The following is a 15,158-nucleotide window of genomic DNA, read 5'->3' as shown; positions in this document are numbered from 1 at the left end:
ATCACAGCTTCCGTGAAAGGTGCCCTTCGTGTCGCAGGACGAACAGAGAGCGGGTGGCCGGGGGGATCTGCCGGTGACGGCGGACCTCCCCGGTGACCCGGACCGGGACCGGCACCCCACGACCGACCGGGTGGTGTTCTCGGTCACCGCCGTCCTCACTCTCGCCTTCGTGGTCTGGGGAGCCACCGCCACCGACTCGCTGGAGGACGTCTCCAGCTCCATGCTCAACGCTCTGATCCACAATGGTGGCTGGGCCTTCATGTTCGCCGCGTCCGGCTTCGTGGTCTTCGCCCTGTGGCTCGCCGTCAGCCGCTACGGGAAGATCGCACTCGGGCAGGAAGGGGAGGAGCCCGAATTCCACACCGTGTCCTGGGTCGCCATGATGTTCAGCGCCGGTATGGGCATCGGCCTGATGTTCTACGGAGTCGGCGAGCCGCTCGCCCACTTCACCAGCCCGCCGCCCGGCACCCACCCCACCGACGCCGCCGAGGCGATGCAGACGGCGATGGCCACCACCCTGTTCCACTGGACGCTCCACCCCTGGGCGATCTACGCAGTGGTCGGCCTTGCCATCGCGTACAGCACCTTCCGGCGCCGCAGAAGGCAGACGGTCAGCGCCGTCTTCGAGCCGCTCATCGGTTCCCGGCACGCCCATGGCGGTCTCGGCCGGCTGATCGACATCCTCGCCATCTTCGCCACCCTCTTCGGCTCGGCCGCATCGCTGGGTCTCGGCGCCCTCCAGATCGGCAGCGGATTCCATGAGCTGCACTGGAGGGAGAAGACCGGCACCGGACTTCTGGTGCTGATCATCGGGGCGCTGACCGTCGCCTTCGTGGCCTCGGCGATCTCCGGCGTGGAGAAGGGCATCCAGTGGCTCTCCAACACCAATATGGTGCTCGCCCTGACCCTTGCCGTCTTCGTCTTCATCGCGGGCCCCACCATCATCGTGCTCGACCTGCTGCCCACCTCGATCGCCGCCTACTTCGGCAATCTGGCCCAGCTCGCCGGGCGTACCGAGGTGACCGGCAAGGGCGAGGTGGCCGAGTGGCTCGGCAACTGGACCGTGTTCTACTGGGCCTGGTGGATCTCCTGGACACCCTTCGTGGGCATGTTCATCGCCCGCATCAGCCGCGGCCGCACCATCCGCCAGTTCATCGGCGGAGTCATCCTGGTGCCCAGCACCGTCAGCCTGGTCTGGTTCGCGATCTTCGGCGGTACGGCGATCAGCCTGCAGGAGGCCGGCAAGCTCGGTACCGCCGTCACCCAGGAGGCCCAGCTCTTCGGAGTGCTCCAGCAGTTCCCGATCGCAACGGCGATGAGCCTGCTGGTCATGATCCTGGTCGGCATCTTCTTCGTCTCGGGCGCGGACGCCGCGTCCATCGTGATGGGCACGCTCTCCCAGAAGGGCATCCTTGAACCGGCCAAGTGGATCGTCGTCTTCTGGGGCGTGGTCACCGGAGCGGTGGCGGCGATCATGCTGCTCGTCGGCAACGGCAAGGGCGATGCGCTCGCCGGACTCCAGAACCTGACGATCCTGGTGGCCGCACCGTTCACCTTCGTGATGATCGGTATGTGCGTTGCGCTGATGCGGGACCTGCGCCAGGACCCGCTGATCGTACGACGTGAGTTCGGCGTGGAGGCCGTCGAATCAGCGGTCATCGAAGGGCATGCGAAGTATGCCGGTGACTTCGAGATCCGGATCGGCCCGGGCGGCAGCCGGATCACCACCGGGCTCCACGAGGACCGGGGCCCGGGACCGGGCCCCGCAGGCCCACCGAGCCCGCAGGACGAGTGACGACGCCCACTGTCCGACCAGCAGCCCGGCGGTCCGCCCGCCCCGCCCCCACTGTCCGCGCCCGCACCTGTACCTGCTCTGCGAACCGTGACCGGCCGGGCTGCTCCGCCCTCCCCGGCCTCCGATTAGGATCGACACCCTGATGACTGCCACTCTCGTCGCCAAAGACCTCGCCGCCGGACACGGCGACCGCACCCTCTTCGCCGGACTCGACCTCGTCGTCGCGCCCGGTGATGTGATCGGTCTCGTCGGTGTCAACGGCGCCGGTAAATCGTCCCTGCTCCGGCTGCTCGCCGGACTCGACCGGCCGGAGGAGGGTGAGCTGCGGCTCTCCCCGCCCACCGCCACCGTCGGCCACCTCCCGCAGGAGCCGGAGCGGCGTCCGCAGGAGACCGTGCGGGAGTTCCTGGCACGCCGCACCGGCGTCGCCGACGCCCAGACCGCGATGGACGAGGCGACTCAGGCCCTCGTCGACGGGGCGCCGGGCGCGGACGACGCGTACTCCGAAACGCTGGAACGCTGGCTGGCTCTCGGCGGCGCGGACCTGGACGAGCGCGCCGAGGAGGTGGCCGCCGACCTCGGACTGACCGTCGGCCTCGACCTGCCGATGACCGCACTCTCCGGAGGCCAGGCAGCCCGCGCGGGCCTGGCTTCCCTCCTGCTCTCCCGCTACGACATCTTCCTGCTCGACGAGCCCACCAACGACCTCGACCTGGACGGCCTGGAGCGGCTGGAGCGTTACGTCTCCGGGCTGCGCGCAGGCACGGTCGTCATCAGCCACGACCGCGAATTCCTGATGCGTACGGTCACCAAGGTCCTCGAACTGGACCTGGCCCAGCAGCAGATCAACGTGTACGGCGGCGGATACGCGGCCTATCTGGAGGAGCGCGAGCGGGCTCGCAGGCATGCCCGTGAGGAGTTCGAGGAGTACACCGACAAGCGCTCCGCCCTCGAAGGCCGCGCGCAGATGCAGCGAGGCTGGATGGACAAGGGCGTCAAGAACGCCCGCCGCAAGGCCACCGACAACGACAAGATCGGCCGCAAGTTCCGCAGCGAATCGAGCGAGAAGCAGGCCGCGAAGGCCAGGCAGACCCAGCGCATGATCGAACGGCTCGATGTCGTCGAGGAGCCGCGCAAGGAGTGGGAACTGCGGATGGAGATCGCCGCCGCACCCCGTTCCGGCTCGGTCGTGGCAACTCTCCGCGAAGCGCAGGTCGTACGTGGCGACTTCGGCTTCGGCCCGGCATCCCTGCAGATCGACTGGGCGGACCGGGTCGCCATCACCGGTGCCAACGGAGCGGGCAAGTCCACCCTCCTCGCGGCGCTTCTGGGCCGCCTCCCGCTGGATGCCGGGCATGCGACGCTCGGCTCGGGAGTGGTGGTCGGAGAGGTCGACCAGGCGCGCAAGCTGTTCCACGGCTCGGAGTCGCTCCTGGAGGCGTTCTGCGCGGCCGTCCCCGACACCGAACCGGCTGAAGTCCGTACGCTGCTCGCCAAGTTCGGCCTGCGTGCGGACCATGTGATGCGTCCCGCGACGACACTCTCGCCGGGCGAACGCACAAGGGCGGCGCTCGCTCTGCTCCAGGGCAGGGGCGTCAACCTCCTCGTCCTGGACGAGCCGACGAACCACCTCGATCTGCCCGCGATCGAGCAGCTGGAATCGGCGCTGGAGTCGTACACGGGGACGCTGCTGCTGGTCACGCACGACCGCCGAATGCTGGAAGCGGTACGGACGACGCGGCGCGTCGAGGTGGTGGACGGCAAGGTGAAGGAGCTGTGAGGGGCTCCTCAGGCATTTTCGGCCCGTCCGCCGTTCGAGGACATCCTTTGAGCCCCTCCGGCATTTGAGGAGCGGGGTCCGGGGCAGAGCCCCCACGCGGCGGAGCCGCATATCGGTACTGCCGGGAAGGGGCGGGTGGAGAGGGCCCCGCGCAGCGGACCGCACCCCACCCCCCCGCCCCCGACGTCAGCCCCTCTTACCGCCCTGTTTCGGATCCGTCAGCCCGGCCCGCCGCAACGCATCCGCCATCGCGCTGTTCACCGGCGCCGGCGCCGGACGGGCAGAGCCGCCACCACCGCCACCGCGCCGGTCACGGTCCTGACCGCCCTGCCCCTGCCGCTGCCGCGGCGGCCGGCCACCCTGGCCACCACCCTGGCCGCCTCGCTCGCCCCGCTCCCGCCTGGGCCCGCCGCCCTGGGACGTGCCCCCCGCCGACGCCTCGTCGTCCAGCCGCAGCGTCAGCGAGATCCGCTTTCGCGGAATGTCGACATCCATGACCTTGACCTTCACGATGTCGCCCGGCTTCACGACATCCCGCGGGTCCTTCACGAAGGTGCGCGACATCGCCGACACATGCACCAGGCCGTCCTGGTGCACACCGATGTCCACGAATGCACCGAACGCCGCGACATTGGTCACGACGCCCTCCAGCACCATCCCGGACGCCAGATCACCGATCTTCTCGACGCCCTCCTTGAAGGTGGCCGTCTTGAACGCCGGACGCGGGTCACGCCCCGGCTTCTCCAGCTCCTTGAGGATGTCGGTGACGGTCGGCAGACCGAACTTCTCGTCCACGAAGTCGTCGGCCCGCAGTGACCGCAGCACACCCGTGTTGCCGATCAGCGAGGCGACATCACTGCCTGTCCGCTTCACCATCGCCCGCACCACCGGGTACGCCTCCGGGTGCACGCTCGACGCGTCCAGCGGATCGTCGCCCCGGATGCGCAGGAAGCCCGCGCACTGCTCGTACGCCTTCGGGCCCAGCCGCGCCACGTCCTTGAGCGCCTTGCGGGACCGGAACGGCCCGTTCGCATCACGGTGCGCGACGATGTTCTCGGCGAGCCCCGAGCCGATCCCCGAGACCCGTGAAAGCAACGGCGCCGACGCGGTGTTGACGTCGACACCGACACCGTTCACACAGTCCTCGACGACCGCGTCCAGCGAGCGCGACAGCTTCACCTCGGACAGATCGTGCTGGTACTGGCCGACACCGATCGACTTCGGGTCGATCTTCACCAGCTCAGCGAGGGGGTCCTGCAGCCGCCGCGCGATCGAGACGGCGCCGCGCAACGACACGTCCATGTCGGGGAGCTCCTGCGAGGCGAAGGCCGACGCCGAATACACCGACGCGCCCGCCTCCGACACCATCACCTTGGTGAGCTTCAACTCGGGGTGCTTGTCGATGAGTTCACCGGCGAGCTTGTCGGTCTCGCGGGACGCCGTACCGTTGCCGATCGCGATCAGGTCGACGGCGTGGGCCTTCGCCAGCTGCTCCAGCTTGGCCAGCGACTGGTCCCACTTGTTCGCCGGGACGTGCGGGTGGATGACATCCGTCGCGACGACCTTGCCGGTCGCGTCGACGACGGCGACCTTCACGCCCGTACGGAAACCGGGGTCGAGCCCCAGCGTGGCCCGAGTCCCGGCCGGCGCGGCAAGCAGCAGATCGCGCAGGTTCGACGCGAAGACGCGTACCGCCTCGTCCTCCGCCGCCGTGCGCAGCCGCAGCCGCAGATCGATACCGAGGTGCACCAGGATCCGGGTCCGCCAGGCCCAGCGCACGGTGTCGCCGAGCCACTTGTCGCCGGGGCGGCCGCGGTCGCCGACCCCGAAGCGCCGGGCGACCATGTTCTCGTACGTCGAAGGGCCGGGCGTCTCGGAGGGCTCCTCCGGCTCCATGACCAGGTCGAGCACGTCCTCCTTCTCGCCCCGCAGCATCGCGAGCACCCGGTGCGAGGGCAGCGCGGTGAACGGCTCCGTGAAGTCGAAGTAGTCGGCGAACTTCGCCCCCGCCTCCTCCTTGCCGTCCCGCACCTTGGCGGCCAGCCGCCCGCGCGACCACATGCGCTCACGCAGCTCACCGATCAGATCGGCGTCCTCCGAGAACCGCTCGGTGAGAATGGCGCGGGCCCCCTCCAGCGCGGCCGCACCGTCCGCGACGCCCTTGTCGGCATCGACGAAGGCGGCTGCGGCGGCGAGCGGTTCCACCGACGGGTCGCCGAGCAGGCCGTCGGCGAGCGGTTCGAGCCCCGCCTCCCTGGCGATCTGCGCCTTCGTGCGCCGCTTGGGCTTGAACGGCAGATAGATGTCCTCAAGGCGCGCCTTGGTGTCGGCGGTCCGGATCTGCGCCTCCAGCGCCTCGTCCAGCTTGCCCTGTTCGCGCACCGAGTCGAGGATCGCCGTACGGCGGTCCTCCAGCTCCCGCAGATACCGCAGCCGCTCCTCGAGCGTGCGCAGCTGCGCATCGTCGAGCATCTCGGTCGCTTCCTTGCGGTAGCGCGCGATGAACGGCACGGTCGACCCGCCGTCGAGCAGCTCGACGGCCGCCTTCACCTGCCGCTCGCGTACGCCGAGCTCCTCGGCGATCCTGCCTTCGATGGACGTCGTCACGGTTCTACCGACTCGCCTTCTCGTACTGGCTGTGCTTACCGGGGCGGGGCCCCTTCGCCTGCATTGTGCCGGGTGGCCGGGCACCGTGTCGCCCGACCACCCCTCTTGTCCGCCGGTCGGCGGCTCAGTCCTTGCCGATCAGATCGGCCGGGAAGGCGCCCGCCGAGGCCGCCGTGAACAGGAATCCGCGCGCCAGCTCGGTCAGCCGCGCCACACCCTCCTCGCCCAGATGCTCGTACGGGGCCTGGTCCATCCGGTCGGTGGCGTCCTCCAGGTCTGCCCGCAGTGCGATACCCGCCTCCGTCAACTCGCCCTCGCTGTTCAGGAGTCCACGCCCGCGCAGCCGCTCGGACGCCTCCTCCCAGTCGCTGCGGCGCCAGCCGCGGGTGGCGAGGACCCAGCGCGGGGACATTCCCTTGCCGGTCGCCGTGTGGCTGACCAGGGCCTCCACCGGGTCGAGACCGGCAGTGAGGAGAGCTGCGAGATGGCCGTCGCCGCGGTGTTCGCGCAGCAGCGTCCCGGCGTGCCAGTACGCCAGATGCGGTTGCTCGGGGACCGGAAGATCGGCATGGGCGGCGTAGAGCGGCCGGGCGTGTCGGGTGCACGCCTCGGTGGCGCGGAGCGCCAGTTTGGCCGCCTCGGCCAGTTCGGGGGAGGCGATGATCTCCTCGCCCAGCAGTCGGCGCAGCGTGGAGTCGGCGGCGCGCAGCCGGGCGTCCAGGACCGCCTGCGGTGAGGCGACGGACCACACGGCGGGCAGGTGCCGGGCGACGAGGTCGTGGTTGAAGTTGTAGAAGGCCGCGGTGATCGTCCCGGGGCCGACAGCGCCCAGCGCTGCCCCGCGCGCGGCGAAGTAGGCGGCGTTCGAGTCGTCGATGCCGAGCTCTCCGAGCTCCTTGCCGAGGTCGGGGGAGAAGTAGACCGTCGAGTGCAATGGGTTGATGGCGTTGTGGCAGCGGCGTCCGGCGCGCGGCGGCAGAGTACTCATACGAGAACGTTACCGACTGGTCGGTACGTCCCGTAACCCCGGGGTGACACCCAATCCGTGCAAGCCCCGGCATGGCAGAAAAGGTGGGATTTTCGTCATTGCGGCCATGCTCCCGGTTGCCCAGGATGGCAGTCATGACGCAGCGATCCGTACTCGTCGTTCTCTTCGACGGCGTCCAGAGCCTCGATGTGACCGGCCCGGTGGAGGTCTTCGCCGGGGCCTCCCACTTCCCCGGGGCCGGGTACGAATTGCGCACCGCCTCCCTCGACGGCGCCCCGGTCCGTACCAGCAGCGGCCTGACCCTCGTCCCGGACGGCGGCCTCGCCGACGCCGAACCGCCGCACACCCTCCTCGTCCCGGGCGGCCAGGGCACCCGGACCCCCGACCCGGCGCTCGTCGACTGGCTGCGGGGCCACGCCGCGCACGCCGAACGGCTTGTCTCCGTCTGCACCGGTTCGCTGCTGCTCGCCGCGGCCGGACTGCTGGACGGGCACCGGGTGACCACGCACTGGACGGTCTGCGAGCACCTCGCCCGCAGCTACCCGGCCGTCGAGGTCGACCCGCACCCGATCTTCGTACGCGACGGCAGGCTGGCCACCTCCGCCGGAGTCACTGCCGGTATCGACCTCGCCCTCGCACTCGTCGAGGAGGACCACGGCCGGGACATCGCGCTCACCATCGCCCGCCACCTGGTGGTCTTTCTGCGCAGACCCGGGAACCAGGCCCAGTTCAGCGCCCAGCTCACCGCCCAGACCGCCCGGCGCGAACCGCTGCGCGAGGTGCAGCACTGGATCACCGAGCACCCCGGCGACGATCTCTCCGTCGAGGCGCTCGCCGCCCGCGCCCGCCTCTCGCCCCGCCACTTCGCCCGCGCCTTCCAGGCCGAGACGGGCCTCACACCGGGCCGTTACGTCGACCGGGTACGCCTCGAACACGCCCGTCGGCTGCTGGAGGACACCACCGACGGCATAACCGGCATCTCACGCGCCTGTGGCTACGGCACCCCGGAGGCCATGCGTCGCGCGTTCACCAAGGCCCTCGGTACGGCGCCCGCCGAATACCGCCGACGCTTCCGCACCCAGCCCGCCATCGACTGATTGAACGAAAGGAACCCCATGCAGATCGCCATCGTCCTCTTCGACCGCTTCACTTCGCTCGACGCCGTGGGCCCCTACGAAATGCTGGTCCGTACCCCCGGGGCCGAGACGGTGTTCGTCGCCGAACGGACCGGACCCGTGCGCAACGACAACGGCAACCTTGCGCTCGTCGCCGACAAGGCCTTCGCCGACGTACCGGCACCGGATGTGATCGTCGTCCCCGGCGGCCCCGGCCAGAGCGACCAGATGGAGAACGAGACACTCCTCGGCTGGCTGCGCACGGCCGACGCCACCAGCACCTGGACCACCTCCGTCTGTACCGGTTCGCTGCTGCTCGCCGCGGCCGGACTGCTGAAGGGCCGCCGCGCGACATCGCACTGGCTCGCGCTGGACATCCTGAAGGGCTTCGGCACGGACGCGACCGGCGAACGCGTTGTCTTCGACGGCAAGTACGTCACGGCAGCGGGCGTCTCCTCCGGCATCGACATGGGGCTCACCCTGCTCGGCCGGATCGCGAACGACGAGCACGCCATGGCCGTACAGCTGCTGACCGAGTACGACCCGCAGCCGCCGTACGACGCGGGCTCACCGGCGAAGGCCCCGGCGGCACTGGTCGAGGAGTTCCGCACCAAGAGCCGCTTCGTCCTTGAGCAGTAGCCGCGGGGGCGTCACGACCCCGTCGTCCAGGTGAAGCGCGGCGCGCGCCGCTCCAGGAACGCGGCGACACCCTCCGCGGTGTCGCCGCTGCGCCGCGCCTGCTCCGCCCAGTACGCGTCGCGGTCCTCGCGCCCGGTGGCGAACTCCTTCGCCGCCGCCTGCGTCAGCCGCGAGCGCGCTGCCAGGGTGCGTACGTACGAGTCGACCCGCTTGTCCAGCTCACCGGCCGGCAGCACCTCGTCCACCAGACCGGTCCGCAGCGCCCGTGCGGTGTCGATCAGCTCACCGGAGAACAGCAGATGCTTCGTGGCGGCCGGGCCGATCAGCGCCACCAGCCGCCGGGTCGACGACGCGGCGTACACGACCCCGAGCTTGGCCGGTGTCACGCCGAACGACGCACCCTCCTCGGCGAACCGCAGATCGCAGGCGGCCGCGAGCTGGCTGCCGCCGCCCACGCAGTAGCCGCGGACCGCCGCCAGCGTCGGCCCGGGGAATGCGGCCAGCGCCTCCTCGGCCGCCACGGCGAGCGCCTGCGGACCGCCCGCCGGATCCCGGAGCGAGGAGATGTCCGCACCGGCACAGAAGGTGTCCCCGGCGCCCGTCAGCACCAGAACCCGGACCGCGGAGTCGGCGGCCAGCCGCTCCAGCAGACCGGGCAGCGTGCTCCACATCGCGGCCGTCATCGCATTGCGTTTGGCGGGGTTGCTGATGACGACAGTGGCGACACCGCCCGCAACGGTGTGCTCCAACCGGGGTTCCGCACGGTCCATGCGCCGGATGCTATCCGTACGGTCCGAACCTATGATCAAGAAGGGGTCGCCGGACAGGCACGCACCGTGAGGAGCTTCCCATGGCCGGTCCCGCAGTCGAGGGCAAGAAGCTGAGCCGCAGTCTCGGCCGGCTGGCGCTGCTCGGCACCCTTCTCGCCGTGGCCGGTCTGGTCGGCCTCGTCTACACCGGCGTCGCGACGCTCACCTCGATGCTTCTCTTCGACGGGCTCGGCCTGATCGCGATCGGGATCGGCGGCCGCCGCATCGTCTCCATGGTCTCGGATCAACACGTGGCCGGAGAGCTGCCGGACACCCCCACCGGAGAGGATCAGAACCGGTCCAGGAGCTGATGGTTTCGAGCTTGTCCGATCAAAACCTGCCGATAGAAGTCGACTTTTGTTCAGTAGCACGGTCCGGACCAACTACGCCCCGCACTCTGTACTCGACGTGCAGTCACCATCGAGTCGAGAGCGGGTACCGGACTATGGAGAGCTGCGGGAGTGTCCCCGCCCGGCCCGTGTCGTACGAGGGAGTCTGGCGGTTCACCGCCCCGGCCGTGGACGTCTCCGTACCGCAGGCCAGGCACGCCGTACGCGATCTGCTGAACCGCCAGGGCGTGCCGATGGACGACGACATCGCCGAGGGCCTGCTGCTCATCGTCTCCGAGCTGGTCACCAATGCCGTGAAGCATGCCGCGCTGCTCTCGCCGGAGCTCGCCGTCGAGGTGGCCGTCGGCGCGGAATGGGTCAGAGTGTCCGTCGAGGACAACCATCCCTACCGTCCGACGGCCCTGGAGACGGACTACGCGCAGACCGGAGGGCGCGGCCTGCTCCTGGTCCGGGAGATCACTCGGGAAGCGGGCGGCGCCTGCGATGTGGAACACACCGCAGGCGGCGGAAAAATTATCTGGGCGGCACTGCCGCTGCGCCCGCAGCTCTGACCACCCGCATTCACTGCGGCACCCGGTGCCCTCGCGCCCGCTACCAGCCGGCGGACGGTCCGGTCAGCTCCCTGATCGCCGGCCGTGCGGCATCCAGCACCGTCATGAACCAGGCCGAGAACGGCGCCCGGGCATGCTGTTCGGTCAGCTCATCGGCTGTCACGAACGCGGTCTCGCCGACTTCCTCCGGGTCCGGGTGCAACTGGTCCTGCGCCATTCCCACGAAGAGATGGTTGAACTCCTGCTCCACCAGGCCGGAGGCCGGATCGGGGTGGTTGTAACGGACCGTGCCCGCCTCCGCCAGCAGGGAGGGCGAGACCCCCAGCTCCTCGTACGTACGCCGGGCGGCGGCGGCGAAGGGCGCCTCCCCCGGGTAGGGGTGGCCGCAGCAGGTGTTCGACCAGACACCGGGGGAGTGGTACTTGCCGAGCGCGCGGCGCTGCAGCAGCAGCCTGCCCTGCTCGTCGAAGAGGAACACCGAGAAGGCCCGGTGCAGTTGACCGGGCGGCTGATGGGCGGCGAGCTTCTCCGCCGTACCGATGGTGGTGCCGTTCTCATCGACCAGTTCGAGCATGATCGCTTCTGCTGTGCCGTTCGACGAGCTGTTCGCCGCGGTGGCTGGTGTGGTCGGCATACCCATCCTTCGCTATGGTCCCGGCCTCGTGCGCCGGTCCCGTCGAGTCCGCTCAAGTCTGCCGTACAGAAGCCGCTTGTCCGCACTTCGGGTCCTGGCATGTCCGGCCCCACCGCACCACGGGGCACGGCGGGGCCGGACGGCACATCAGACGCCGAAAGCCGCCGGGTAACGGATCGTGCCCTGCGGCACCGGCACGGAGTCGTCGAGCACCAGGGCCATCATCGTTTCGTCCGGGACGTCGAAGCTTGGCCGGATCCCGTACCGGGACGCCGGTACGAAACCGAACTTCGGGTAGTACTCGGGATGACCGAGTACCAGGACGAGCGGCTCGCCCCGCAGCCGTGCCGCGTCGAGCGCGGCCCGCACCACGGCCTGTCCGGCACCCTGCCGCTGACGGTCCGGGGCCGTCGCCACCGGGGCCAGCGCGAGCACCGGCGCGTCCCCGACCCGGCACCGGGTCAGCAGCGCGTACGCCGCGATGTCGCCGTCCGGGCCGTCCAGCGCGACGTACCCGAGGCCGGGCAGCCAGGCCGCCGGATCGGAGCGCAGCGCGTCGACGAGAGCGGCTTCGTCCGGCGTCGGGAACGCTGCGGCGTTGACCGCGTGCACGGCCTCGATGTCCGCCGCCGTCTCCGGCCGGGTCGTCCAGCGTGGGTCGGCGGGGCGCAGTACGTAGCAGGCGTAGCCGTACTCCGTACCGTGGTCGCGCCGCATGGCCAGCTCCTCGCGGCTCGCCGCGAGCGCCCACTCCATACCGGGAGCCGACGTGTCGGCGGCCTCGACACGCTCGGCGAGCGGGACGTAGTACTCGTCCCAGTCGCTGTCGGGCTGCACCCGCACCCCGAGGACGTGGTAGCCGGCCGCCACGGCTGCCGCGGTGTTGGCCGCCACGGGGCGCAGCGAGGTCTCCTGCTCCCAGAAGGCGCGGGCTTCGTCCGTCGGCGCGTCCGTCGTCCAGACGCACTCGCTGACGACGAGGGAGCCGCCCGGGGCGAGCAGCCGCTTCCAGCCACGCAGAGCGGTGTCGAAACCGATGATGTACGCCGACCCCTCGGCCCAGACGAGATCGAACGATCCGTCCGGGAAGTCGGGACCGGAGAGCTCGGCCATGTCGGCCCGGACCGTATTGATAAAGTCGCCGAGCCCACGAGCTTCGGCCGCCTCGCGCAATTCGTCGAGGAACGGCTCGTGGAGATCGACGGCGGTCACCTCGGCGCCCGCCTCGGCGGCGAGCAGCAGTGCGGCGCGGCCGGGCCCGCAGCCCAGATCCAGGACGCGCGGACGGCGCGGCAACGGGCCGGTGAGCTTCAGCAGCCGCCGGGTGGTGGCATCGGAGCCGGGGCTCTGCCGGGGCAGGTTGTGATGCAGGGAGAAGAACGCCTCGGAACGGACGGCGTGATCGTTGTCGGTCAACGTGGGAAACCCTTGTGTGCGAGGGCTCCGGCCAGCGAGTCGGCCCGGTGCGAGTCGGGCGCTAGCCGAGAACCCGGGAGATGAAGAGGGACCGGGTGCTGCGCCGGGCAGGCGCCTTCGCGACGGTCATCAACCTCAGCTCCTCTCTCGGACACGGGGGCCCACACGCTCCGCCGAACACCCTACACGGCTCTGCTGAACGGCAGTTCAGTGGCAGAGCTTGGCCTCGTGCTCGGCATGGCCGCTCGGCTCCAGCTGGAATGTGCAGTGCTCCACGTCGAAGTGGACACCGAGGCAGCCCTGCAGTTCATGAAGGAGCTTCTCGTGACCGATCGAATCGAGCATGTCCTGGCGCACCACCACATGGGCGGAGAGCACCGGCATCCCCGACGTGATCGTCCAGGCATGCAGGTCATGGACGTCCAGCACTCCGGGCAGGGCGGTGATGTGGGCCCGTACCTCGGCCATGTCGACGCCCTTGGGCGCCGCCTCCAGCAGCACATTGAGCGTCTCTCTGAGCAGCTTCACCGTGCGGGGGACGATCATCAGGCCGATCACCAGCGAGGCGATCGGGTCGGCGGCCTGCCAGCCCGTGGCCAGGATGATTCCTGCCGAGATCAGCACGGCGAACGAGCCGAGCGTGTCCGCGAGTACCTCCAGATAGGCGCCGCGCACATTGATGCTGTCCTTCTGGCCCCGGAGCAGCAGCGACAGGGAGACAATGTTGGCGACCATGCCGACCAGGGCGAAGACGATCGTCAGTCCGCCCCTGGTCTCGGCCGGGGTGATGAAGCGCTGGATCGCCTCGAGGAGCAGAAAGCCGCCCACGCCGAGCAGCATCAGACAGTTGGCCAGGGCGGCGAGGATCTCGGCGCGGGCGAAGCCGAAGGTCCGGTTGAGTCCGGCCGGCCGGTTGGCGAAGTGGATCGCCAGCAGCGCCATGCCCAGACCCAGGGCGTCGGTCGCCATATGGGCTGCGTCGGCGATCAGGGCGAGCGAGTCGGAGAGCAGCCCCCCGACGATCTCCATGACCATTACGGTGAGCGTGATGCACAGCGCGATCCGCAGCCGTCCCTTGTACGCGGCAGCTGCCGTGCCGGTGGGCGGTGGTCCGCCGTGTGTGTGCCCGTGGTCGTGCCCTGCCCCCATGGGGACGCCTCCCGGTCGTCTCGCGGACTCGGACGCGATCTGCCCGAGCACTGCCAGTGAACTACGGGTGGGGGGTATCGGGCAACACGGCACTGAACACCGTTGTCATATGCCCTGACCTGCGGAAATGGTTGCAGGTCAGGGCCGTGGGGTGATTGCCTGCGGCTCAGTTGCCGCGTGCCTCGGGGTGGTGCAGGCACCAGCCCTGCCAGGCCGACTCGACCATCTCGCGTACCCCGCGCCGGGCCGTCCAGCCGAGCTCCTCGGACATCCGGACGGCGGAGGCGACGGCCTTTGCCGCATCGCCGGCGCGGCGCGCCTCGATCTCCGGCTTCTCCGGCCGGCCACTGACCTCGCCCACCAGATCGGCGAGCTCGCGCACCGAGACGCCCTCGCCGCGGCCGATGTTCACGGTCAGGTCCCCGGCGTCCTGCTCGGCCAGCCTCCGGGCGACGGCGAGATGCGCGTCGGCGAGGTCCGCGACATGGATGTAGTCGCGGATGCAGGTGCCGTCGGGTGTCGCATAGTCGTCACCGAAGATCCGGGGGGCCTCGCCACGGGTCAGCCGGTCGAAGAACATCGGAATCACATTGAAGACACCGGTGTCCGAAAGTTCCGGCGTGGCCGCTCCGGCCACGTTGAAGTAGCGCAGACAGCCGGTGGACAGGGAGTGTGCCCTCCCGGTCGCCCTGACCAGCCATTCCCCGGCGAGCTTCGTCTCGCCGTACGGATTGATCGGAACACAAGGAGTGTCCTCGGTGATGAGTTCCACATCCGGTACGCCGTACACCGCGGCCGAGGACGAGAACAGGAAGCGCCGCACACCGGCGGCGACGACGGCCTCCAGGAGGACGGTCAGCCCGGCCACGTTCTCCCGGTAGTACAGCAGCGGCTTCTCGACGGACTCGCCGACCTGCTTCTTCGCTGCGAGATGCACCACACCGGCCACGTCGTACTGAGTCAGTACCCGGTCGAGCAGCGCACGGTCGGCGGCCGAGCCCCGGATCAGCGGAACATCTGCCGGGAGCCGCTCGACGACACCGGTCGAAAGGTCGTCGAGGACGACCACCCGCTCACCGGCACCCACCATGGACCGCACTACATGTGCACCGATATATCCCGCTCCGCCTGTGATCAGCCATGTCATGCGGGTCAGCCTAGGTGTATGCCATCGCGTTTTGTCAGCCGAGGCGGGGATCGACGATGATGATCGCGGACGGCGCCGCATGGTGCCGGTCCACCCCGAACGGAGCACAAACGGGCGGTGAACTCCCGCTTCCGTTCATCCGATAGCCTCTGCCGACGTGCCGCCGGCCCGCTTCAGG

The 15,158-nt window shown here is 69.8% G+C and carries 12 protein-coding genes and 1 pseudogene; 6 read left to right on the top strand and 7 right to left on the bottom strand.

Annotated elements, in window-relative coordinates:
- Nucleotides 1-28 precede the first annotated feature (28 nt).
- Together NRF20_RS07450 and NRF20_RS07445 are read left to right on the top strand one after the other, a co-directional pair.
- Nucleotides 29-1,795, top strand: coding sequence for a BCCT family transporter (locus NRF20_RS07450; protein WP_413752259.1), 1,767 nt, complete (start codon nt 29-31; stop codon nt 1,793-1,795).
- Between the two features lie 142 nt (nt 1,796-1,937).
- Nucleotides 1,938-3,575: an ABC-F family ATP-binding cassette domain-containing protein gene (locus NRF20_RS07445; RefSeq protein WP_413752258.1), complete on the top strand. Its 1,638-nt coding sequence runs from the start codon at nt 1,938-1,940 to the stop codon at nt 3,573-3,575.
- 186 nt (nt 3,576-3,761) lie between these two features.
- On the opposite strand, the gene NRF20_RS07440 is transcribed toward NRF20_RS07445, so the two are convergent.
- Nucleotides 3,762-6,182, bottom strand: coding sequence for a Tex family protein (locus NRF20_RS07440; protein ID WP_413752257.1), 2,421 nt, complete (start codon nt 6,180-6,182; stop codon nt 3,762-3,764).
- A 124-nt stretch (nt 6,183-6,306) separates the two neighbouring features.
- The gene (locus NRF20_RS07435) at nt 6,307-7,170 is read right to left on the bottom strand and encodes an SCO6745 family protein (protein ID WP_413752256.1); all 864 of its coding nucleotides are present in this window, start codon (nt 7,168-7,170) and stop codon (nt 6,307-6,309) included.
- Between the two features lie 134 nt (nt 7,171-7,304).
- Between NRF20_RS07435 and NRF20_RS07430 the strand changes: the two genes are divergently transcribed.
- On the top strand, nt 7,305-8,267 hold the full coding sequence (locus tag NRF20_RS07430; protein WP_398633757.1) for a GlxA family transcriptional regulator: 963 nt from the start codon (nt 7,305-7,307) through the stop codon (nt 8,265-8,267).
- Between the two features lie 18 nt (nt 8,268-8,285).
- Nucleotides 8,286-8,924, top strand: a complete 639-nt coding sequence (locus NRF20_RS07425) for a DJ-1/PfpI family protein (protein WP_266355820.1) — start codon at nt 8,286-8,288, stop codon at nt 8,922-8,924.
- Nucleotides 8,925-8,935: 11 nt separating this feature from the next.
- On the opposite strand, the gene NRF20_RS07420 is transcribed toward NRF20_RS07425, so the two are convergent.
- Nucleotides 8,936-9,694 carry an enoyl-CoA hydratase/isomerase family protein gene (locus NRF20_RS07420; RefSeq protein WP_398633756.1) on the bottom strand — a complete coding sequence of 253 codons (759 nt, stop codon included), beginning with the start codon at nt 9,692-9,694 and terminating at the stop codon, nt 8,936-8,938.
- 80 nt (nt 9,695-9,774) lie between these two features.
- Between NRF20_RS07420 and NRF20_RS07415 the strand changes: the two are divergent.
- Together NRF20_RS07415 and NRF20_RS07410 are read left to right on the top strand one after the other, a co-directional pair.
- Nucleotides 9,775-9,948 (top strand): annotated as a pseudogene (locus NRF20_RS07415) (HdeD family acid-resistance protein); the annotation flags it as partial.
- A gap of 230 nt (nt 9,949-10,178) precedes the next feature.
- Nucleotides 10,179-10,634, top strand: a complete 456-nt coding sequence (locus tag NRF20_RS07410) for an ATP-binding protein (protein WP_266355817.1) — start codon at nt 10,179-10,181, stop codon at nt 10,632-10,634.
- Nucleotides 10,635-10,674: 40 nt separating this feature from the next.
- Here NRF20_RS07410 and idi read toward each other — a convergent pair whose 3' ends face one another.
- The 4 genes from idi to galE form a co-directional block, all read right to left on the bottom strand.
- Nucleotides 10,675-11,268 (bottom strand): isopentenyl-diphosphate Delta-isomerase, encoded by a 594-nt coding sequence (gene idi / locus NRF20_RS07405; protein ID WP_327271596.1) that lies wholly within the window; start codon nt 11,266-11,268, stop codon nt 10,675-10,677.
- Nucleotides 11,269-11,415: 147 nt separating this feature from the next.
- Nucleotides 11,416-12,684 (bottom strand): bifunctional class I SAM-dependent methyltransferase/N-acetyltransferase, encoded by a 1,269-nt coding sequence (locus tag NRF20_RS07400; protein ID WP_398633754.1) that lies wholly within the window; start codon nt 12,682-12,684, stop codon nt 11,416-11,418.
- Between the two features lie 207 nt (nt 12,685-12,891).
- Complete coding sequence (locus NRF20_RS07395; RefSeq protein WP_398633753.1) at nt 12,892-13,833, bottom strand: cation diffusion facilitator family transporter; 942 nt, start codon at nt 13,831-13,833, stop codon at nt 12,892-12,894.
- Between the two features lie 166 nt (nt 13,834-13,999).
- Nucleotides 14,000-14,980 (bottom strand): UDP-glucose 4-epimerase GalE, encoded by a 981-nt coding sequence (galE, locus tag NRF20_RS07390; RefSeq protein ID WP_413752255.1) that lies wholly within the window; start codon nt 14,978-14,980, stop codon nt 14,000-14,002.
- Nucleotides 14,981-15,158: the final 178 nt, after the last annotated feature.

Origin of the sequence: Streptomyces sp. R-74717 (genome assembly GCF_047305335.1) — a bacterium.
Lineage (GTDB): Bacteria > Actinomycetota > Actinomycetes > Streptomycetales > Streptomycetaceae > Streptomyces > Streptomyces atratus.
This window is presented reverse-complemented; position numbering and strand designations above follow the sequence as displayed.